Source organism: Vibrio sp. 10N.247.310.17, assembly GCF_041466605.1.
GTDB lineage: Bacteria > Pseudomonadota > Gammaproteobacteria > Enterobacterales > Vibrionaceae > Vibrio > Vibrio tasmaniensis_A.
In genome coordinates, this window is the sequence record NZ_JBFSTC010000061.1 from 14,697 (window position 1) to 33,112 (window position 18,416).

The 18,416-nt window shown below is 43.0% G+C and carries 31 protein-coding genes; 2 read left to right on the forward strand and 29 right to left on the reverse strand.

All coding sequences use genetic code 11. The features are described 5' to 3' along the window. Window positions 1-16: 16 nt before the first annotated feature. The 4 genes from catB to AB6D80_RS16235 form a co-directional block, all read right to left on the reverse strand. Window positions 17-643, reverse strand: coding sequence for a type B chloramphenicol O-acetyltransferase (gene catB / locus AB6D80_RS16220; protein ID WP_017099903.1), 627 nt, complete (start codon window positions 641-643; stop codon window positions 17-19). Between the two features lie 93 nt (window positions 644-736). Continuing rightward, a complete protein-coding gene (locus AB6D80_RS16225) occupies window positions 737-1,468 on the reverse strand; it encodes a glucose 1-dehydrogenase (protein ID WP_017090681.1) in 732 nt (243 codons plus the stop codon). Window positions 1,469-1,592: 124 nt separating this feature from the next. Continuing rightward, window positions 1,593-1,976, reverse strand: coding sequence for a nuclear transport factor 2 family protein (locus AB6D80_RS16230; RefSeq protein WP_269337719.1), 384 nt, complete (start codon window positions 1,974-1,976; stop codon window positions 1,593-1,595). Window positions 1,977-2,064: 88 nt separating this feature from the next. Further along, window positions 2,065-2,781: an HAD family hydrolase gene (locus AB6D80_RS16235; protein ID WP_372189066.1), complete on the reverse strand. Its 717-nt coding sequence runs from the start codon at window positions 2,779-2,781 to the stop codon at window positions 2,065-2,067. A gap of 255 nt (window positions 2,782-3,036) precedes the next feature. Between AB6D80_RS16235 and AB6D80_RS16240 the strand changes: the two genes are divergently transcribed. Then, window positions 3,037-3,369, forward strand: coding sequence for a PBPRA1643 family SWIM/SEC-C metal-binding motif protein (locus AB6D80_RS16240; RefSeq protein WP_041472810.1), 333 nt, complete (start codon window positions 3,037-3,039; stop codon window positions 3,367-3,369). Between the two features lie 105 nt (window positions 3,370-3,474). Here the strand turns inward: AB6D80_RS16240 and AB6D80_RS16245 are convergent, their stop codons facing one another. The 17 genes from AB6D80_RS16245 to AB6D80_RS16325 form a co-directional block, all read right to left on the reverse strand. Next, window positions 3,475-3,717, reverse strand: coding sequence for a hypothetical protein (locus AB6D80_RS16245; RefSeq protein ID WP_029223182.1), 243 nt, complete (start codon window positions 3,715-3,717; stop codon window positions 3,475-3,477). Window positions 3,718-3,913: 196 nt separating this feature from the next. Next, window positions 3,914-4,495 carry an HD domain-containing protein gene (locus tag AB6D80_RS16250; RefSeq protein ID WP_102248894.1) on the reverse strand — a complete coding sequence of 194 codons (582 nt, stop codon included), beginning with the start codon at window positions 4,493-4,495 and terminating at the stop codon, window positions 3,914-3,916. Window positions 4,496-4,548: 53 nt separating this feature from the next. Beyond that, entirely contained in the window at window positions 4,549-4,965 is a 417-nt protein-coding gene (locus AB6D80_RS16255; RefSeq protein WP_017061801.1) for a VOC family protein, read from the reverse strand. Window positions 4,966-5,075: 110 nt separating this feature from the next. Then, on the reverse strand, window positions 5,076-5,690 hold the full coding sequence (locus tag AB6D80_RS16260) for a LysE family translocator (protein WP_012604019.1): 615 nt from the start codon (window positions 5,688-5,690) through the stop codon (window positions 5,076-5,078). Window positions 5,691-5,739: 49 nt separating this feature from the next. Then, window positions 5,740-6,210, reverse strand: a complete 471-nt coding sequence (locus AB6D80_RS16265; protein ID WP_102248893.1) for a GNAT family N-acetyltransferase — start codon at window positions 6,208-6,210, stop codon at window positions 5,740-5,742. Between the two features lie 36 nt (window positions 6,211-6,246). Continuing rightward, complete coding sequence (locus AB6D80_RS16270) at window positions 6,247-6,603, reverse strand: hypothetical protein (RefSeq protein WP_009846824.1); 357 nt, start codon at window positions 6,601-6,603, stop codon at window positions 6,247-6,249. A gap of 89 nt (window positions 6,604-6,692) precedes the next feature. Then, entirely contained in the window at window positions 6,693-7,127 is a 435-nt protein-coding gene (locus tag AB6D80_RS16275) for a GNAT family N-acetyltransferase (RefSeq protein ID WP_017078753.1), read from the reverse strand. Window positions 7,128-7,204: 77 nt separating this feature from the next. Next, the gene (locus tag AB6D80_RS16280) at window positions 7,205-7,612 is read right to left on the reverse strand and encodes a VOC family protein (protein ID WP_102248892.1); all 408 of its coding nucleotides are present in this window, start codon (window positions 7,610-7,612) and stop codon (window positions 7,205-7,207) included. An 87-nt stretch (window positions 7,613-7,699) separates the two neighbouring features. After that, window positions 7,700-8,137: an NUDIX pyrophosphatase gene (locus AB6D80_RS16285; protein ID WP_372189068.1), complete on the reverse strand. Its 438-nt coding sequence runs from the start codon at window positions 8,135-8,137 to the stop codon at window positions 7,700-7,702. Window positions 8,138-8,162: 25 nt separating this feature from the next. Beyond that, window positions 8,163-8,579 carry an NUDIX hydrolase gene (locus AB6D80_RS16290; protein ID WP_372189069.1) on the reverse strand — a complete coding sequence of 139 codons (417 nt, stop codon included), beginning with the start codon at window positions 8,577-8,579 and terminating at the stop codon, window positions 8,163-8,165. A 139-nt stretch (window positions 8,580-8,718) separates the two neighbouring features. Next, window positions 8,719-9,276 (reverse strand): nucleotidyltransferase family protein, encoded by a 558-nt coding sequence (locus AB6D80_RS16295; RefSeq protein ID WP_017104351.1) that lies wholly within the window; start codon window positions 9,274-9,276, stop codon window positions 8,719-8,721. Window positions 9,277-9,294: 18 nt separating this feature from the next. Beyond that, window positions 9,295-9,783 (reverse strand): N-acetyltransferase family protein, encoded by a 489-nt coding sequence (locus tag AB6D80_RS16300; protein WP_372189071.1) that lies wholly within the window; start codon window positions 9,781-9,783, stop codon window positions 9,295-9,297. An 80-nt stretch (window positions 9,784-9,863) separates the two neighbouring features. Next, complete coding sequence (locus tag AB6D80_RS16305; RefSeq protein ID WP_372189073.1) at window positions 9,864-10,481, reverse strand: RraA family protein; 618 nt, start codon at window positions 10,479-10,481, stop codon at window positions 9,864-9,866. Between the two features lie 2 nt (window positions 10,482-10,483). Next, window positions 10,484-10,897 carry a GFA family protein gene (locus AB6D80_RS16310; RefSeq protein ID WP_372189075.1) on the reverse strand — a complete coding sequence of 138 codons (414 nt, stop codon included), beginning with the start codon at window positions 10,895-10,897 and terminating at the stop codon, window positions 10,484-10,486. Window positions 10,898-11,203: 306 nt separating this feature from the next. After that, on the reverse strand, window positions 11,204-11,578 hold the full coding sequence (locus tag AB6D80_RS16315) for a VOC family protein (protein ID WP_102248888.1): 375 nt from the start codon (window positions 11,576-11,578) through the stop codon (window positions 11,204-11,206). A 65-nt stretch (window positions 11,579-11,643) separates the two neighbouring features. After that, window positions 11,644-12,369: a pseudouridine synthase gene (locus tag AB6D80_RS16320; RefSeq protein ID WP_102248887.1), complete on the reverse strand. Its 726-nt coding sequence runs from the start codon at window positions 12,367-12,369 to the stop codon at window positions 11,644-11,646. After that, on the reverse strand, window positions 12,342-12,503 hold the full coding sequence (locus AB6D80_RS16325) for a hypothetical protein (protein WP_012604036.1): 162 nt from the start codon (window positions 12,501-12,503) through the stop codon (window positions 12,342-12,344). The genes AB6D80_RS16320 and AB6D80_RS16325 overlap by 28 nt, the downstream gene beginning before the upstream one ends. 209 nt (window positions 12,504-12,712) lie before the next feature. Here AB6D80_RS16325 and AB6D80_RS16330 point away from each other — a divergent pair, with 209 nt between their 5' ends. Beyond that, window positions 12,713-13,114: a YkgJ family cysteine cluster protein gene (locus tag AB6D80_RS16330; protein WP_017065706.1), complete on the forward strand. Its 402-nt coding sequence runs from the start codon at window positions 12,713-12,715 to the stop codon at window positions 13,112-13,114. A gap of 53 nt (window positions 13,115-13,167) precedes the next feature. Here AB6D80_RS16330 and AB6D80_RS16335 read toward each other — a convergent pair whose 3' ends face one another. The 8 genes from AB6D80_RS16335 to AB6D80_RS16370 all read right to left on the reverse strand — a co-directional run bounded on the left by AB6D80_RS16335 (window position 13,168) and on the right by AB6D80_RS16370 (window position 18,173). Then, the gene (locus tag AB6D80_RS16335) at window positions 13,168-13,569 is read right to left on the reverse strand and encodes an NUDIX domain-containing protein (RefSeq protein WP_017099883.1); all 402 of its coding nucleotides are present in this window, start codon (window positions 13,567-13,569) and stop codon (window positions 13,168-13,170) included. 165 nt (window positions 13,570-13,734) lie between these two features. Next, window positions 13,735-14,328 (reverse strand): DUF1471 domain-containing protein, encoded by a 594-nt coding sequence (locus AB6D80_RS16340; RefSeq protein ID WP_372189076.1) that lies wholly within the window; start codon window positions 14,326-14,328, stop codon window positions 13,735-13,737. 165 nt (window positions 14,329-14,493) lie between these two features. Next, a complete protein-coding gene (locus AB6D80_RS16345) occupies window positions 14,494-14,874 on the reverse strand; it encodes an STAS/SEC14 domain-containing protein (protein WP_017099881.1) in 381 nt (126 codons plus the stop codon). Window positions 14,875-14,987: 113 nt separating this feature from the next. After that, entirely contained in the window at window positions 14,988-15,584 is a 597-nt protein-coding gene (locus tag AB6D80_RS16350) for a class I SAM-dependent methyltransferase (RefSeq protein ID WP_372189077.1), read from the reverse strand. Beyond that, window positions 15,577-16,083: an HAD family hydrolase gene (locus AB6D80_RS16355; protein WP_102258498.1), complete on the reverse strand. Its 507-nt coding sequence runs from the start codon at window positions 16,081-16,083 to the stop codon at window positions 15,577-15,579. Before AB6D80_RS16355 ends, AB6D80_RS16350 begins: the two co-directional genes overlap by 8 nt. 43 nt (window positions 16,084-16,126) lie before the next feature. Continuing rightward, window positions 16,127-16,627 carry an N-acetyltransferase family protein gene (locus tag AB6D80_RS16360; protein WP_371703203.1) on the reverse strand — a complete coding sequence of 167 codons (501 nt, stop codon included), beginning with the start codon at window positions 16,625-16,627 and terminating at the stop codon, window positions 16,127-16,129. A 39-nt stretch (window positions 16,628-16,666) separates the two neighbouring features. Beyond that, on the reverse strand, window positions 16,667-17,611 hold the full coding sequence (locus AB6D80_RS16365; protein WP_372189080.1) for a D-2-hydroxyacid dehydrogenase family protein: 945 nt from the start codon (window positions 17,609-17,611) through the stop codon (window positions 16,667-16,669). 94 nt (window positions 17,612-17,705) lie between these two features. Continuing rightward, window positions 17,706-18,173, reverse strand: coding sequence for an ASCH domain-containing protein (locus AB6D80_RS16370; RefSeq protein WP_371703207.1), 468 nt, complete (start codon window positions 18,171-18,173; stop codon window positions 17,706-17,708). Window positions 18,174-18,416 lie beyond the last annotated feature (243 nt).

The following is an 18,416-nucleotide window of genomic DNA, read 5'->3' on the forward strand; positions in this document are numbered from 1 at the left end:
ATATCGGGGACTGCGATTACTTGATCGCTTTCCAATAATGATAAAGCCCGTTGATATCTGAAGAACACATCAACGACATCGCGCCTTTGATCTGTTCTTCGCTCCACTCCCACCATTTCATTTCTAACAACTGAGCAATCTCAGTGTCATCGAATCGATAACGGATATGACGTGCAGGGTTTGAACCGACAATCGAGTATGGCGCTACATCTTTGGTCACAACCGCTCTACTCGCGATAATCGCCCCGTCACCAACCTTAACACCACTCATGATCATCGCTTCTGTACCGATCCACACATCATTACCAATCACAGTATCGCCAGAGCGTTCAAAGCCGTCGATCGCACCTTCAAACTTCTCGTCGTCTTGATAGAAAAACGGGAAAGTGCTGACCCACTGATTTTGGTGGCCTTGGTTTCCCGCCATCATAAATACGGCACCTGAACCAATCGAGCAATAACTGCCGATGATCAACTTGTCGATGTCTGTTCTATCCGGTAATAGGTAACGCGCACAGTCATCAAAGCTGTGGTTATGGTAGTAACCCGAGTAATAGCTGTGCTCACCCACGATGATGTTTGGGTTGGTCACTTGTTCTTTGAGTGACTTTCCGACAAACGGACTTTCAAAATAGTTTTTCATGTTTGTACTCTTAGTTTCGTTCTTTTAGTTAGGTACTTTTGTTGCGTGTTTATGGTTTTAACTGGTTTGTCTTAGTGTAAAGGCCAACGTGCCCTATCGACCGCCCGCAATATCAATAAATGAGCCGGTTACATAAGAAGCTTCGTCTGACAGTAACCACGCGATAGAGTTAGCGACTTCTTCTGGTGTGCCACCTCGTTGTAATGGTAACTGCGAAGCGAGTCTGTCTACGCGATCAGGCTCTCCGCCGTCTGCGTGCATCTCAGTGTAGATACAACCAGGCCTTACACCATTAACTCGGATATTACGCGCAGCCAATTCAAGCGATAAGCCTTTGGTCAGTGAATCCATCGCACCTTTCGATGCTGCGTAATCCACATATTCAAACGGTGCACCTGTGCGAGAAGCGGCAGACGATACATTCACAATCGAACCCGCACCATCAGCTTGTTTGATAAAGGCTTTACTGCACAGAAAGCAGCTTGATACGTTGGACTTCATCACCTTTTCAAAGCGATCCAATTCGATATCAACCAATGGTGACTGGGTAAACAAGATCCCGGCATTATTGACCAAATGAGTCACTGGGCCCAGCTTATTACGAGCAATCTCGAATAAGGATTTCACGTCCGATTCAACAGACACATCCGCACGTACGCTTATCGCGGTTCCGCCTTGTTCGCGAATCTCGTTCACTAAATCTTCAGCTCGCGACTCATTGTGTATAAAGTTAACGCATACGGCATAGCCTTTACTGGCCAACAATTTAGATGTCGCCGCGCCAATGCCTCGGCTTCCGCCTGTTACAATCACTACCTTGCTCAATGAAACCTCCTAATGCCACTTGTTTGTTATAACCTGATTTTTCGATGCAACCTGATCGTTCGACATAACCTGATTATTCGATACGACCTGGTTTTTCGTTACAAACTGATCGTATCGACACAAACTAATTGTTCGATACAACCTGAATCCACTGCGATCGCCAAGCCGGCGCTTCGAATGGGTCTGGCCAAAACTCAGTTTGCTTTTGAATTAAGCCATCAACAACCGTGTGAAAGGTGATCACTCGGTCTTTCAATACACTGTCTGTAACCGAAACGTCCGTTACTACCGTATCACCTTCACAGACAATTGAATTGAGCGTGAACTCCCAAACACCATTGGCTGGGTATTCAGCATTGATTGCCGTGAAGTTGTCGCGCCCTACCGTCAATTCAGACGACTGAGGCCAATAACCTTTAAAATCTGTGGCTAGCCATTCACTTGCCTTTGCAAAATCGTTGGTGCGCATTGCATCCCAAAATCCTAATACCACGTCTTTTGGTGTCATTATTCTTCCTTAAAGTCATTTACGTGTGGTGATTTTTAAACGTCGGCTTCGTTATGTGTACGTTAGCTTTCTATACGTACTTAGTTTTCTATGCGTACTTACCGATGATCGTTAAAAGATCATCGACACTGTTAGCAATGTAGTCCGGCTTGGTTTGCCAATTTTCAGGTTCAGAACGGCTATAACCCGCAGCTACCGCGATCACTTTTGCGTTCTTACCCAGTGCTACTTCAATATTGCGAGCAAACTGTGTGTCCGCTTCATGGTCACCGATGTACATCAAACAAAGCTCATTAGTCGGATCGGCGCCAAATATGTTCTCGACACATTTCACACCACCAAATGGATGGGGTTTTTGGTTGCCGTTCGAGACATCGTCATAACCCACGACCGATTTAAACAAATCGCCGATGCCATAACTGTCGATTACACCACGAATATTCAATTGAGAGTTTTGAGAGCAGATCCCATGTGGAAGATGCGCAAACTGATTAACCACGATTTCCATTCCTTCAAACAAGGCAACGGCTGTTTGGTTTTTCTCTTGATGCTCTGCCCACATTCCACCAGCGATCAACATTTCATCGTGTGATAAACCGTAATAGTCGACATATAAGGCTTGCCAGTTTTTAGCACCGTGGTTGGCTTCATGATAAAGCGCTTCGCTAAGCAAATATTTAGGTAAGTTGTCGCCTGACAATTGTGGCGCAACTAAAGAGATAATGTCTTTTGTGATTGCGATATTCTTTGGAACGGAGTTGACTAAGGTTCCATCGTAATCCCACAGGATGGCATCTAACTTCATGGTGTATCTCGTTGTTTAAATTGACGATTTCAATTTATCACTTGAAACCCTATTGAGGGAAATCTTATTGTCTTGAATTTCGAAATTTGTCTAATAGGAGCAAAGCTAGAGAACAAACCGTTACTAGCAAACAAAAACCAAACAGCCTTTGCTCACATCACTGCTTTATCAATTGCAATATATGCGTATAATCCCCGATCCATTGCGCTATCGCCATTAAAAATAGCGCCATTCAACACTTTTAATGAGTACCCAATGTCGAAACTATTTTTCAAAGGCCGTATCGAAACAAGACAGAACCACGTTCTTGCTGGCTACAACGTAAACCGCGATGTAAAAGCGGGTACTGAAGAATCTCCAATTGCTGTAGTAGTTCAAACTGAAGCGCGCAAAGCAGAAGTTGAAGCATTAGCTGCTGAAAATACTATCTTCGTTACTGTTACAGTCGACGCAGACAAAGAAGAGAACACCATCGAGCTTGATACTCTACTGAACAAGCCAAAAACGATGACGTTTGAAAAGACCCCTAACCGTAACGACCCATGTTCTTGCGGTAGCGGTAAGAAATACAAGAAGTGTTGTGCATAAGGCTTCTCACTCAAAACTGCCAATAGCACGATGAGTTAAGTAATATCTAACGGGAAGATCATTGAGGTCTTCCCGTTTTTATTTGCCTAAGCCAAACTCACAAACTCAGTCGAGGTTGTCTGGTGTATTCAAATATGTTCCACATTGGGTACATTTGTAATCACCTGTCGCGCCCGAACCTGTAACACCAAAAGATAGAAACTCCGATAAAATTCGTTGGAGTAAACTCGGTTCTTTATCTTCAGCTTGTGGTGCCTTTTGCACTTGGCTACTGAACATCGTGTACCTATGCAGTGTAAGTTTCTTACAGTTACAGCAGAACGCTCTCGTCTTCTCACTTCCATACATAATATCTATAGCCTTAACTCAAAGCACAAATTCAACACATGGCAAATATGCCACATGTTGAGTTAAATCTATATATTTTCATAAAGTTATGAGCAAATTAGCTCGCTACTCTAAAGTAACACTATGAATTCCCGGGTTTAATTTAAACGTTGTTAGGTGAAACTTGTTTGCCATTACTTGGCAAGATAGCTAACTTTTACTTTAATAGCCCTTTGTCCGCAGCACCTTCAAGTTGCACTTCTAGTTCTTTCCATAGAGCACGACTGCCTTTAGAGATACGCTCGCCATTAAAGGTCAGTACTTTGTCTTTGGATATGTTGTGCTTCTTCCAGCTGTGACCATCACCATGGATGTTATGAAGCAAAGGCGGTACTCTATCGATCGCCTTACCAAACCTGGCTTCCGGTGACTCACCCGCTTCAAACTCAAGCCATAGCTCCAAGTACTCAGTTCTTGAGTGGCTCGGTAATGAATTCAGCAAGCGCTCGACACAGTTTCGCTCTTTAAGCTTATTTTCTTCGGTCTCACTGGCATAAATGATAGTGTCTCCGGCATCGATTTCCCCAAGGTCATGAATCAACAGCATCTTCATCACTCGCGTAATATCGATTTCTTCATTGGCGTAATCTTTCAACATAAGTGCGCTCAAGCAGACGTGCCAGCTGTGTTCGGCGGAGTTTTCATAGCGATCCAATCCAACCGGTTTTGTTTGTCGATGAACGTCCTTTAATTGTTCAATTTCGACCATGAATTGCAGAATGCCTTTGATTTCTTCCACGATGAGCTTCCTTTAATTGAGCTTGAGCAACACACGAATGAGCCTTAGCTTATTTACCTGTTAGCCATAGGGTGTTCAGGGTTTAACTGAAGGAGATCCCACAAGTTACCGTAAAGATCTTCAAACACAGCAACGGTACCGTAACCTTGCTCTTTAGGCTCTCGGACAAAGTTAATGCCCAAAGACGTCATGCGTTCGTAATCACGCCAGAAATCATCGGTGTTTAAGAATAGGAATACGCGTCCACCAGCTTGGTTGCCGATGAAATCAAGTTGCTCTGGCTTGGAAGCTCTAGCAAGTAACAGGCTCACACCGGTTGAATTTGGTGGAGCAACAACAACCCAGCGTTTATCTTCTTCTGGTAAATACGTGTCTTCGATGAGATCAAACTTAAGCTTGTTTACATAAAAATCAAGCGCTTCATCGTAGTCTTTTACCACGAGTGCAATGTGGACAATATTCTGTTTCATAACATACCTTGTTGGGGTTTTAGCTACGTGGAATGATGCCATGAAGCAGGCAAAGACACTAGGTGTTAACACTTAGTTTGGTGTTATGGTTAAAACAGTCCTAAGAGTACTCATGTTTTAGTTGCTAGCAAAGCACCGCAAGTCGCCAAAAAGCCACCTGATAACCTGTTCAATAGCATCTTTGCTGAGCGCCCTTGAAATACAAAACGAGCTTTAGAGGCAGTGCAAGCATAGAGACTCAATACTCCACCTACAGCTACAGTTGAAATCACCAAAATCATCATCACATCTGTTGTGGTAAATGTTTTTAGGTCTATGAATGCGGGAAAGAAACCCATGTAAAACAAAATCGCCTTTGGGTTTGAAACTGTCATCAATAAGCCGATAGTCACGCTTGAGGCTTTCGTTCCTTGCTCCGAAGATGTACTCGATGATTCACTAACATCTGACGTCCATGTTGTGTAAGCCAACCAAAACAAATAGGTAACGCCTACATATTTAATTACCGTAGCAAATTCACCCATTGCGCTAGCTAAAGCTGATAAACCAGACAAAGCTAAGAATATAAAAATGTAATCCGCGATTAGTACGCCAAGCACCACTAACAAGCCTTGTTTCCAACCAAAGCTTAGAGACCTCGACAGAACTGCGAGAACGCTGGGTCCCGGTATGGCTGCAGATAGTAACATCGCAACAAATAGAGCTATTCCTGATGTAATTGACATGATCCCTCCCTAGATCGTTTGTCGTTCAACAATTAACCTATTTATGTGACTAAACGATTTGACCGCGCATGATAAATTGCGGGCCTGCTGCGCCACCTAGATACTGTTGATTGGTATCTTCGAAGCCGCCTTTCTGATAACAGTTAAATGCTGCGGGATTTTTGCAATTCACAGTTAAGTAAATCGACTCATACGCTGAGTAATTCGCTTTTAAATATGGAAACAAAGCTTTGACCGTGCCAGTTCCTAAACCTTTACCTTGCTGGTTTTTATCAAGCACAAAAGCTCTTAAGCCAATACTTCCTTCAGGGCAGAATTCGTAGTGCTCTGCGTAAGCGATATCCAGCTTAAAAAAACCCACAACTTCGTTATCAGACTTAATCACGTGCAAGTGCGTCGTTTCACTGCCGTCTAATAAAAACTCTGCAGCTGTACCAGCGAACTTAACCTGTTCATCGGCGAGTTGGATGGCCTGAACTAACGCCACATGTGATTCTTGAAGCCTTTCAATAGTTATCATTGTTGTTCCTTCTGTATAACACGCACGAAAAACCGACTAGAGCTCATCGCTAGTGTCTCGAGAACCGTAGTTTGGGAAGTTGATATTAAGAACGTTATCATCCTCAAGTGTGAATAGAACGCTTCCATTCTCGACACCAGTTTCGTTCCTATCTGAACAACCTAGAAACAGCTCCCAATCAAACGAATATTGAAGGCGGTATTGATTCGCATTGATGTGTAGAACGTCTTTGATTTTAATACCGTCCACCACGTGTGCCATATCATCTATGTATGACAGGTCTGGGATTAACTTTTCTTCGAAATCACTCTTATGCTCGGTTAAGAAATTGAGCAGCTCAGAACATAACTCGGAGCCTTGAATCAATGGTTTAGACAGACTAAAAAACAACATTTCTAAATACTCCAAGGATTGTTTTGATATTGGGAAGATGCGCGCGAACCTGTTACAAATTAACGCTCAGCCAACACTAACCTTTAAGGCTAAACGTTACTATTATCCGAGCTATTAAACGAGTACATTCGAACTTCATCTCGAGGAAACCAGCCCAATTTTTCGTAAAACTGTTGAGCGTTGATGTTGTCGTTATAGACAAACAAGTGGGTCTTCGGGATGCCTAACCCTGCAAGTGCGTTGACCGCCTCTGCGACAAGCTTACAACCTAACTTTTGTCCTCTAAAGTTGGCCGAGACAGCTAAATGTTGTAAATACCCACGACGTCCATCCGTTCCTACTAACACAGCGCCAATGATCTCGTTGTTACTTTCAGCCACAAAACTCAGACCAGGGTTACGATCTAAATAGCTCGCAATGCTTTCTTTCGAATCGGCATCGCGAATACTCATGCCTTCTGTCTGGCACCACAACGCGATCACTGAGTCGTAGTCTGAAATTGCCATTTCCCGAATGTTGACCACTCTACTCTCCTTGTTTATGCGGGTATTTAGTTAGCCGTGTTTCTCATAAGAATTGAATAGCCAATAAAGTTTATGTGTTAAAGAATATCTTGGCAGAACCTAAAAAGATAACCGTCTGGAGTTTGAACGATGAACTGCTTCTGAGTCGCGATCGAGTCCCCACATTGATAAGACTTTGATTCTAAGGCTAGATAAATAGAATCAGCGGCACTTTCGTTAACTCTCTGATATAGAGGTTCGATATCGATAACATCCCATTGGAAGTTAACACCACGCCCTAACGGAAACTCCAGATCACCTGAAAGCCATTTTCGACTTTTGCCCGCAATCCCTTCAAGCATCACATCAACACCATCAAGCGTTAGATAAGTAAACTCTTCATCTGGGCGCTCGTATTTCACTTCAAACCCTAACACGTCGACAAAGAAGGATTTGCTCACATTAATATCGAAACAATAAAGCTCTGGAACTACTCGTAATGTCATGATTTACCTATTCACTAAATAGCGAGAGATTAGTAAGAATCTAATCAGGATTTCCACTCTAATATAGAGTTAATTAATCTGTGTACTTTAGCTAGCTTTGTAAAGCCTTTCATTGATCTCCCAAAGCGCGTTTCTGTTCGAGTCATATGTTAGAAGTTCAATAGCTTCTTGGTAGTCACACCAACGATAATCTGTATGTTCATTTGATAATTGAGGATCTTCCGTCACTTTAACTGAGAAGGAATGCTCAGGAATGACGAATGGATGCTCAGTCCAATTGTGATTCCCTGCATAAAAGACTTTTGGAAGCATGCACATTGAATCAAGCTGCTGCCAGTTATCACCGACTAACTGAGTTTCTTCAGAAAGCTCTCGTTTTGCTGCTTCAAGAATTGATTCATTGTCTTCGCCACCACCCGATATTGCCTGCCAAACACCATTGTCCTTTCTGCGTGCGATTAAAAATCGAGATTTGTTATCGACTGTTTTGTAGGGAAAGACTAAAACTTGAAAAGGTGCTCTCATTGATTTGCCCTCCAATCATTCGCGTTTACTGCGCTAGCTTCACAAGGATGACCGGAACGCTCAACAGGTTCGTCAGAGGAAGAAACAGTGGCTCAGGTAACTCATCTAGCTTAAACCATTTCCATTGCTTACATTTATCAGGCTCTGTCACCTGCGCTTCGCCGCTAGCGTCAGAAGCAACAACAAACAGCGTAATATAGTGCTTGTTCTCTTTCTCAAAAATATCATTGGTAAAAGAAAGCTTCTCAAATGCACTAACAACTAAACCAGTCTCTTCGAGTGTTTCGCGTTTGGCACACTCTTCAATGCTCTCACCCCATTCAAGGTGTCCGCCCGGCGTTGCCCACGTATGAGCCCCATGAGAACCAATTCGCTCTCCAAGTAGTACTCGTCCTTCACGTAGAATAACCGCAGCGACACCTACTCTTACTTCATGACTCACTTAAAACTCCTTAATTCTTACCAAGTGACAAACGTACAGCTAAGTGACTAACAATTCTGAGATTGCGTTCAAACTTGCCACTAACGCCAAGCCGAGTTTAATACCAAATGTTGAGAATCATCTCGTAAAGCTCTATCGATCAATCCCAAAGGAACACTTTTACTTGCTGCCATCGGGCCTTATAACCAGCCGTCATTTTGTTGTAGTTCGCTTCTGTCATTGCTCGCTTATTCGGTTTAATCAGCATATCAAACGCGTCCTCTACACCGTATGGTGCAAACAACTTGATATCGCCTGAATCATCCAGAGTAAACCCGATAGCAAACGCAGAAAGCCAAGACTCGATACCTTGTTCAACACGATCGTATGGTTGAATCAAGCAACCGAACTTCTTAGCGTAATGCTCATGGATGGTCGCTTGGTTCTTTACATCCACGTCGACATGATGACTTAACCGCGAACGAATGCGGTTTTTGAATTCGTCCTCAGTGAGGGCTGAAGCATTATTGAAATAGACAACATCGAAGTCTTTAACTTGGTCTAGAAGCGGTTTGTTTTCGATATCATTCCAGATGATTTGAGTGATAGCACCGCCTGCAATATAGAAGTTTGGCAAGCCCACCTCACGACATACGTTGGCTGTTTCGATTAACTCAGGAACTTGTTGAATGAGGTTCTTTAGTTTTTGTTTATTCATCGCTCTCTTTTTATCTGTTCACGAATCGCACATTGCCCAACGGAAATAAGGTCTTTGATCATCCATTCGCTCAACCTCTGCACCCAACCTTTTGTAGAAATCATGCGCTTTCTTATTATGTGGACTTGCCGTCCATGCGATATACGAAGCAGATGATGACTCCGCTTGTGACTTTAAAGCCAACATAAGTTCATGGCCATACCCTTTTGATCTTTGATTTCCTGTTACCAATAGGTCGTCAAGCCAGATTGATGGCTCTCCACTGAAGGATGAATATCGATAGTGATACAGTGCGAAGCCAAAAGGCTCACAATTCCGTTCCAATATTAATGCATGGGCAAATGCGTAATCACCGAATAATGTGCGTTCGATTTTCTCTATAGTTGTCGAGATTTCACCACTAAACCCTTTCATACTCCGGTCAAAGTCAGCTTTTTGTTCAATAAACTCTAACAAGACACTTGAGTCTTCTTTCGTCGCAGTCCGTACGATCACTCTCTTCTCCATGGATGAATTTATTCGTTGTCGCCTAACGCCTGTTAATTGATGACAAATGCCACGTGTTACAAATCAGCTTGCTGCACCAATTAAGTTTTTTGTTTCGCAGACGTTATTGCTTGGGCTATTTTAGCCCTATGACTCGTTTCCCACTCAGCGAGTGTTAATGAAGCTTCGTCACTTGCTTTCTTTGAAGCCATTAGAAACACTTCGTCTTTTCTTGATTTAGGAATAACGACAATACCCTCTGCATCAGCAACAATGATATCTCCCGTAGACACCTTTGCTCCCCCGCAAGTGATTGGAGCGCCCAATTCAGAATAGATCTCTTTCTTTCCCGGTACTGGATGAACACCTTTCGCAAAAACTGGAAACTTCATATCTGAAATTTCAGTCAAATCTCGAATGACACCATCAATAATAAAACCTTTGATACCTCGACTCTTAGCGACTGCGCATACATTACCGCCGGCTACTGCATATTCGCTATCAACTCCATCCACTACAATGATGGAACCTTCTGGTGCTTCGTATATGGCTGAATGAAGCATTAAATTATCACCAGACGTTAACTGGACAGTAAACGCTTCTCCAACAACTCGCGGCATATCCTGCCAAAGAGGACCAATGCTAAAGTTAATAAAATGGTCGTTACTTAATATGTTTCCGTAATCGGTTGTCGCTAATTTAGAAAAATCTGACTGCATATTTACTCTCCACTTTCAAAGTGGGCAAATACTTCTGCACCAGTCATATTTTGTGTTTCATTTTTAAATTCGTAGTATTCGGGCTTTTCATCAATAAATATCTGATGAGTTAGCTTGTAGTCATCCCCAGACATCAATAATCCGACAGGAAGGTGATACTGATTATTTGGCACTAAAAAGTAAAACAAATGAGTACCACATTTACTGCAGAAACCTCTTTCTGCCCAATCGGATGACTTATATCTCACTACATTTGATTCACCTGATATTTTGACAGAATCAGCGCAATCAATGGCTAACATCGGACCGCCCGACCAATTTCTACACATACTACAATGACAAGCCCCCAATTCATTACTGGCGTACTCTACTTCCAACTCAACCGAGCCACATAGGCACTTTCCTTTACCTTTCATAAATCCTCCAATCTTTGCAATGTGTGTAAAATGAATAGCAGATAACGCTTTTTATACCGATGACTTAATAAGAAAGGCTATTTTTGATTTCCCTTCTCCGACAGATACGCGGCATACTTTTTAGAGATCCATTTATGAATATGAAGCCCTGTTTTACGAACAAGATACCAATCTATAGCAACTAAAATCACCAAACCGATTACAGTTCCCATTATAAAACCTCCATGCTCATTGAATTGTCACTCTAGCAAATAGGACAGAAAAGCACCGTGAACCTAGACATACTATCAATGCAAGTTGGATGAATCAGCTCGACCTGATGTTTTCAGCCATACGCCACAACACACCACTTGGGTCGGTGATACAAAACTCAAGCATTCCCCAAGGCTGTTCAACAACCTCGGAAACGGTAACTTCAAATTCCGACACTACATTAGAGTTTTGGATGTGTTGATACCAACTTTTTACGTCTTCAACCAGCAAGTGCATCATGTAATTGTGACAGTGCGCAGGTTCATAAAAGTTTTGCAGAAGGAACGCACAACCGCCGTGTCGTAGATAGGCGATATCGTGAAATTCAGACATCAGCTCGAAGCCGATTGACTGGTAAAAACGCTTGGATAAATCGAAGTCTTTCGCGGGTACGAAAGACTTAATTTCTGAGACTTTGAGGTTTTCCATCCTATATCCTTATAGTGTTGATATTCTGGTGCTGACACGCTTAACGCTTTAAGTGGTTACAGCGTTTATTCAGAGTCTTGCTGAAATGAGTCAACTTCGGCTTTAGTTAGATAACGCCACTGGCCTGCTTCAACATCCAAACGAACATCACCAATCTGTTCACGGTGAAGGCCAACAACTCGGTTTCCTACCGCAGCAAACATTCGTTTTACTTGATGAAACTTGCCTTCTGTAATGGTCAAGAGCACTTCTTTCGAGCTTACCACTTCTAGCTCTGCTGGGCGCGTTGGGGTTTTCTCGCCTTGCAACTGAACACCCGCCTTGAATTTATCTGCGACATCGTCTTTGATATCTCGTGACAATGTCACGCGATACACCTTCTTACATGACTTGGTTGGCAGCGTGATATTGAATGACCATCGCCCATCATCGGTAATTAAGACTAAGCCTGTAGTGTCTGCATCTAAGCGCCCTGCGATGTGCAGTTCAGACGCTTTCTCTAACTCTAGGTAATTGAAAAGCGATGGGTACACTTCGTCGATATTAGAACAGATGGTGCCCGCAGGCTTGTGCATTAAGATGTATCTAAACTCTCGTAGCGTTAATGCATCACCATTAAGCAGGATAGCGTTACTTTCATGAACCTGAGTAGACTCGTCTAGCACAACCACGCTGTTCACACTCACCTCACCGTTTTGGATTCGCTGAACGGCTTCGAGTTTTGTTAGTTCTGTGCTTTTACAAAGGTATTTATCAAGGCGCATTAATCGTCTGCGCCACATTTCGCACAAGGCTTATAGGTACGTTCTCCTTGAGCAATCACCACATAGTCTCGAACGCAGTTATCACATAACGCCAACTTTGGGTAAGCGTCTTTCTGTTTCTTTGCGTTAATGTCGCCTTCGGTGGTGTATACGGTTCTCATTTTGATGCCTTTGCTTGAATAACGTGAGAGGCGCAAATTGTATCACTGTTTACATCTTGGATTGGAGTGGTGGTTCATAGATAAATTGATTTTAAGTACCGCTATTCCAAGTTCCCGCCCCGTAACGGCTTAACCATGAACAACAAAATCAACGTGCCACGCCTATCAGTGGTAAAATGATAAAAGCTCACCAACTTATGAAGTCGATAATGAAAGATTGTAATCAATGCGGAAAATGCTGTATCAAATACGGAGATGGCGACCTTGCCGCGACTCAAGAAGAGATTGATTTGTGGGAGTTGTTCAACCCAGACATCTTTGAGTATGTCCGAGGAAGCGAGATCTGGTTCGACCCTGAATCTGGTGAACGTTTAACTCGCTGCCCTTTTCTGGAACTAGTTCCGACGAAAGACACCAAGGCTCAAGCCAAGTACACATGCAGCATCTACTTAGACCGACCAGAAGATTGCAGACACTATCCAAGCCTGATTAATGAGATGGTACGAGATGAGTGTGAAATGATTGAGGTGGTGGATTTACAAGACACGAAGAAAGCTCAAAGGAAACTCGACCTGTTGATGAAAGACAGCCGCCCTTCAAGCTATTCGTAAGCGATGATCTTTTGAAGATCAATCTTCAGCGTTAGCTAATAGCCGCTAAAACCTTAAGCCAAATACTGGTTTGCTTCTAACCAATCAAGCGCAACCAGTGCTGCCAATGAACATACCGCTCTGTCGTTGCCATCAACAAACTTAAGCTCTTCGATTTCGGCATCTGGAGACAGTTCGCCAGTATAATCAGCAAGATAGCAAGTCAATTGCACTGATACGCCTTCCGCTTTGCCATCAGCTTGGCCTGTAAACGTCTCAACGTATTTGATTGAATCAGGCATTAAATCTACTGAGATCTCTTCTTTTATTTCGCGAACCAGTGCTTGCTCGTCACTTTCCCCTGCTTCGCGCTTTCCGCCCGGCAAGTAGAACAGCTCTTTGCCTTTTGATCTCACCATCAACAGCTTGCCGTCTTTGATGAATATCCAAGCCAGCTTATCAATTACCTTATTCATGTTCTTAGACCTTGTTATTTAAACAATTTGTTATTTCCGAACACTAACGAACTTTAAACCGTTAAACAATAACGAATGTGAACAAGTAGCAAAGAAAACAAAAGTGCCGATTGAAGTTGCTATAAGTGGAATTCCAAACGGCACAACTAGTCGCTTAACGCTAACTTAGTTAAATGCAACTGAACGATGCTTACATCGGTAGACATCAGCGGAAATTGAAGTCGGATTTGACCCGTCTGTCGCTATAATATTCGTAATATGGTAGCGATTTCCACCTCGCATAAATACTTCATTGGCTAGCTCTGTGTACACTGACTTAGGATTAGTTGCTTGCACTACGTGGCTGCCAATAACGTTACAAGCTGTGTTTTCAATCTCAGCAAAAGCAATAGGCTTAACTTCATGAGCGCCTGGCAACAATTGAACTACTCCCGATGGCTTCACTTGATATGAAGTCGTCGGACAAAGATAAAATTCTGCAACTACACTGCTTGGTCGTCCACGGCGAGTATCAAGCACATCCGCTATTCGATAACGATTTCCGCCGGACATATATGCTTGGTTTTTGAGAGCCGGAATCACGTTATTTGGATGGGAATCTTCAAGTGTATAAGTATCGATCATTGTACAATTTAAGTTATGTACAGCAATTTCAGATATCTGACCGACAGACATGGCTTCTTTCATAACAGGAATTTTTCGCGTTACACAAGCATTCAACGCAACTAAAGCAATAAGAGCTACAACAACTTTATTCATATTAATTTATTCAAAAAAAGAACGCATAGTACAAACGTAAACTGTTGCTTTGAAACAATATATTTGTATCGTTACGACTAAAATAGCCAATCATAAGCTATAGAACCGTGACGGTTAACCACAACATCTCAACCATCACGTTAATCACTCGTAATAATCAAACCGCTAATCGACTAGCCACTTAAGCGCTGAGTCATGGTCTTCGAATGACTTAATCTCACCAGACACAAACCAGCTCCCTACTTTTGAAGCGAATTCTTGCCAGCTTTTATCACCATAAATCGCGATTTTGTCTATCTTAGAATTGAGCTCTAATCCAAGTTTGAAATCATCCCAAGCAGCACGCAACTCCCAACCCGTTAAGGTGGAGATGTCGACCAGCATCTTGAGTTCAGATGAATCGAGTTCTTCTAGCGTGGTATTTAGAATTGGCATCATCGCTTGATAGTCATCGTGTGTGAGTTTGCCTTTCGCTTTAAACACAACAATGGTTTCACCGCTAACACGTTCAATGCCAACCGATATTCCATGACGTTCGATACTCATAACCTAGCCCTCATAGTAGAAACTAGAGTTAGCTTAGAAGATTAAACAGCAAAGAGATGAGAGGTTGGCGTCAAAACAGACATGCATCCAAACGAGTTTTAAATACTGATATTTTAACAGCGCTTAATCGCAACAACCGAATAAGTGTGCCAATGCTTCATCCTACCCAGCGACGTGAGTGCTTGTTCGTCTCGCTCATGGAATCGTACTATCTCAAAGTCGTTGAATAAGCTAAGTACTTTGGCTTTTGTTAACGGCGTTGTTGGGGTTCGATAGCCATGCGCCCAACTGTCATCGACGCCCATGAAATCACCTGCAAATACGCCACCTACTTCAAGACAGTTTTCAATATTGTGCCAAACCCCGTCAAAACGCGTTGGGTCAGCAAAAAACAGACTCGAATTGGCAATCACTACACCAGATTTCGGGTAATCATAGTGTTCAAATCCACTTTCAGATATATCGACCAAAGGCTTGCGACCAAATCTGTCTCGACATATAGCAATGGAATCAGGATTAATATCAAAACCATAGACTTGATAAGCTTGCTGCTCCAAAAAGGCGATGTCACTGCCTGTTCCACAACCACAATCAATCGCAACATTTAAGCCTGACTCATTCAGTTTGATTGCGAATTCAGTTCTCTTTAAATGAGGTTTGCTTAGTGCTTTTTGGTAATACTGACGCCAGATCTCTGAATGTTCACCCATGGCGCTTCTCCAACAGTCCACTTAGGCTTTGAACTTGCACGATACGTGGATGCTGTGACTTAAGTTCAACTCCTTCCGTGTTCAACCACACCGCTTTCAAACCCGCTTCAAGTGCTGGGTAAATGTCTTTCTCTAGAGTGTCGCCAACCATGGTGATGTCTTGTGGTACAACACCGAGCTTAGAAATAATGGCAGGATAGAACCCCGACTCGAACTTAGAAAAGCCAATGCTCGCCTTACAAAAGTAACCCAAGATAGATTGAGACAGGCCAACGCGCTCAAAGGCACGAATGATGTCGTCTTTACTGGAATCACCAGCATTGGTGGCAACGTAGACTTGATGATTTTTGGAGAGTTCAGCCAGTAATGCACGAGCACCACTCACTTCTTGTACCGTTTCCCAGTCACACATCTTCCCTTGTGCGTCTGGGAAATCGACCATCAGCGTATTGCCCCAGTCGAATAAGACTATTTCTGTTAATTCGATTAGCTTTGTCATCTTGCCTCCTGCATACGATGAATTATCTAATGTTCAAGCGAGCCTATAGAAACTTCTCGATAAGGATCTCGTCAAAGTACTGATCGCCAATCTTACCGTGTTTTTTAGCCGTTCCGACGATTTCAAAGCCTTGCTTAATATAGACCGCTAAAGCGCGTTCGTTATCTGCTCTTACATAGGCAAACAGCTTTTCATAACCTTTGGCTTTGGCTGCTTTAAATGTGTAATCAAATAACTGTTTTGCAACGCCCTGCCCACGGCTATTTGCATCAACATAAGTGCCAATAATACCAACGTGGTCAAAGGCCTTAGTGTAAGTAGCAAATGGTTCTACATTCTGAAAACCAAGTAACTGGTTGGTCGTTTCGTTGACTGCAACGCTAAATACACCACGTTTTGGGAACGACTCAATGAATGTCTTTTCTTCATTAACAGTAAAAGTTTGGTCCAAGATTGTATAACGCGCTTCGATAATGATTGGATTTAATACATCAATAATGCCTTGTGCATCTTCTACCGCGACTTCTCTGATTGTTAAGCTCATACTTCTCTACCTTTTTATTGCTTTGGGCAGATTCTATCGCTATATGCCATCCCTTTGATAGGACAGAATGTTGTCGAAGGCAATATCGAAGTAGAGTTCGTAGCTATTTTGTTCAACATAGCCCAAATGTGGAGTTGCAGTGACGTTTGGTAAGGACAATAGCGGTTCGGAGTCTGTTGTTACTGGCTCACAATCGAACACATCAATAGCGGCTGTTTTGGTCGGTATCTCGCGTAGTTCATGATACAGGGCCATCGGTTCGACTAACTCGGCACGGCTGATGTTCACAAACAGTGAGTCCGGCTTCATCAAGCTTAGGTCGTGTGCCTTAACACATCCTCTGGTCGCATCATTCAAACGCAAATGCAAAGAAAACACATCAACTTCTCGGAAGAAGTCTTGTTTGGTTGCTGCTGCTTCGAAGCCATCTGCTTGTGCTTGATCGTGTGAAGCTTGGCTGCCCCACACTACGACAGACATCCCAAATGCTTGGGCATATTGTGCAATGCATTTGCCGATCTTGCCGTAGCCCCAAATACCAAGCTTCAAGCCCTTCAAAGTTCGACCTAACCCTAACGAGCCAGAATCTTGCCACTGGTTTTGCTTAAGGTTTGACGCGTAAGTAGGAATGTGGCGCGATGCAGCCATAATCAGCGCCCAGCATAGCTCGGAAGGCGCAACAGGCGAGCCTAGACCTTCTAAAACGGTAACACCAAATCGTTCGCACATTTGCGAGTCGATATGGTTACTCACTTTGCCCGTCTGGCTAATCAGTTTGAGGTTAGGGAGTTGTGATAACAGAGATTCGGTGATCTCGGTTCTTTCACGAATGAGCACAATGGCTTCAAACGAGACCAACTTAGCGACGAGATCTTGCTTCGAGTAAGTCTCGGTAAATACCGAGACATCGTGTTGTTCGAGTTTTCGGTAACAATCGAGGTCTTTAACAACGTTCTGGTAGTCATCCAATATCGCTATTTTCACATCACTCTCCTTGTGATTGTTAGTTATCTTGTATTGTTCAAATGAAGACTAAAGTGCCATGCCTCGAGATTCAACATGGCACTCACTGGGGAGTTCACTGTTGATAAACCACTTTGAAACGCTCCAACATAAGTAACATGTCTTCACTTGGTGAGATCTTGAGTTCTTCACATTCACGAGAGAAGAAGTTCCAGTGAGCTTTTCTCCACCATTCTAGTGTTTTGTCACCCTCGCCTTCTGCAGCAGCAAACTCCGCATTCACTTCGTTGTATTTGCACGACGACACCGACGTGATCTCAACAATACAGACAGGCTCACCATCCCAATCGGTGACGACTTGTAAGTGACCAACTATGGGTCTCGTCTCGCCTTCATGGGTATACCAGTGTTCAAGGCCGCAGGACGCCTGTTTTTCACCTTTTAAAATCAACTGCGCGCATAGGTTGGCGTTGTACTCGTCGGCGCAGTAATAATCAGTACTAAAGGAGGTGTATTGCGAGGCAACGTCTGCTGGCAATGTGTTGAGGTAGCTATCAAGATAAGCTTGGCTTCTTTCTTCCATGATCTTTCCAAATTCAATATAAGGTCGAGTCGATAAATACTATAGATTAAGCATTTGACTGCACTGGAAGTAACCTATCAAGCCGCGTTATGGCTGTAAACTGAGTGAATATCAAAATGTGGGTTGAGAAAGAAGAATATGGGTAGGATTTTAAGACTAATGCATGAAGAGCTAAAAGCGCCTTAAGACAGTAATGCCGTTCACTTAAGAGTGAACGGCATTTTTGTTCTTAGCATACCGTTG

Bases quoted from the DNA above. Each gene is read 5' to 3' on its own strand.
- catB (WP_017099903.1), bottom strand. From the start codon at position 643: ATGAAAAACTATTTTGAAAGTCCGTTTGTCGGAAAGTCACTCAAAGAA.
- AB6D80_RS16230 (WP_269337719.1), bottom strand. From the start codon at position 1,976: ATGACACCAAAAGACGTGGTATTAGGATTTTGGGATGCAATGCGCACC.
- AB6D80_RS16235 (WP_372189066.1), bottom strand. From the start codon at position 2,781: ATGAAGTTAGATGCCATCCTGTGGGATTACGATGGAACCTTAGTCAAC.
- AB6D80_RS16240 (WP_041472810.1), top strand. From the start codon at position 3,037: ATGTCGAAACTATTTTTCAAAGGCCGTATCGAAACAAGACAGAACCAC.
- AB6D80_RS16245 (WP_029223182.1), bottom strand. From the start codon at position 3,717: ATGTATGGAAGTGAGAAGACGAGAGCGTTCTGCTGTAACTGTAAGAAA.
- AB6D80_RS16255 (WP_017061801.1), bottom strand. From the start codon at position 4,965: ATGAAACAGAATATTGTCCACATTGCACTCGTGGTAAAAGACTACGAT.
- AB6D80_RS16260 (WP_012604019.1), bottom strand. From the start codon at position 5,690: ATGTCAATTACATCAGGAATAGCTCTATTTGTTGCGATGTTACTATCT.
- AB6D80_RS16265 (WP_102248893.1), bottom strand. From the start codon at position 6,210: ATGATAACTATTGAAAGGCTTCAAGAATCACATGTGGCGTTAGTTCAG.
- AB6D80_RS16270 (WP_009846824.1), bottom strand. From the start codon at position 6,603: ATGTTGTTTTTTAGTCTGTCTAAACCATTGATTCAAGGCTCCGAGTTA.
- AB6D80_RS16280 (WP_102248892.1), bottom strand. From the start codon at position 7,612: ATGACATTACGAGTAGTTCCAGAGCTTTATTGTTTCGATATTAATGTG.
- AB6D80_RS16285 (WP_372189068.1), bottom strand. From the start codon at position 8,137: ATGAGAGCACCTTTTCAAGTTTTAGTCTTTCCCTACAAAACAGTCGAT.
- AB6D80_RS16295 (WP_017104351.1), bottom strand. From the start codon at position 9,276: ATGAATAAACAAAAACTAAAGAACCTCATTCAACAAGTTCCTGAGTTA.
- AB6D80_RS16300 (WP_372189071.1), bottom strand. From the start codon at position 9,783: ATGGAGAAGAGAGTGATCGTACGGACTGCGACGAAAGAAGACTCAAGT.
- AB6D80_RS16305 (WP_372189073.1), bottom strand. From the start codon at position 10,481: ATGCAGTCAGATTTTTCTAAATTAGCGACAACCGATTACGGAAACATA.
- AB6D80_RS16310 (WP_372189075.1), bottom strand. From the start codon at position 10,897: ATGAAAGGTAAAGGAAAGTGCCTATGTGGCTCGGTTGAGTTGGAAGTA.
- AB6D80_RS16315 (WP_102248888.1), bottom strand. From the start codon at position 11,578: ATGGAAAACCTCAAAGTCTCAGAAATTAAGTCTTTCGTACCCGCGAAA.
- AB6D80_RS16325 (WP_012604036.1), bottom strand. From the start codon at position 12,503: ATGAGAACCGTATACACCACCGAAGGCGACATTAACGCAAAGAAACAG.
- AB6D80_RS16330 (WP_017065706.1), top strand. From the start codon at position 12,713: ATGAAAGATTGTAATCAATGCGGAAAATGCTGTATCAAATACGGAGAT.
- AB6D80_RS16335 (WP_017099883.1), bottom strand. From the start codon at position 13,569: ATGAATAAGGTAATTGATAAGCTGGCTTGGATATTCATCAAAGACGGC.
- AB6D80_RS16340 (WP_372189076.1), bottom strand. From the start codon at position 14,328: ATGAATAAAGTTGTTGTAGCTCTTATTGCTTTAGTTGCGTTGAATGCT.
- AB6D80_RS16345 (WP_017099881.1), bottom strand. From the start codon at position 14,874: ATGAGTATCGAACGTCATGGAATATCGGTTGGCATTGAACGTGTTAGC.
- AB6D80_RS16350 (WP_372189077.1), bottom strand. From the start codon at position 15,584: ATGGGTGAACATTCAGAGATCTGGCGTCAGTATTACCAAAAAGCACTA.
- AB6D80_RS16355 (WP_102258498.1), bottom strand. From the start codon at position 16,083: ATGACAAAGCTAATCGAATTAACAGAAATAGTCTTATTCGACTGGGGC.
- AB6D80_RS16360 (WP_371703203.1), bottom strand. From the start codon at position 16,627: ATGAGCTTAACAATCAGAGAAGTCGCGGTAGAAGATGCACAAGGCATT.
- AB6D80_RS16370 (WP_371703207.1), bottom strand. From the start codon at position 18,173: ATGGAAGAAAGAAGCCAAGCTTATCTTGATAGCTACCTCAACACATTG.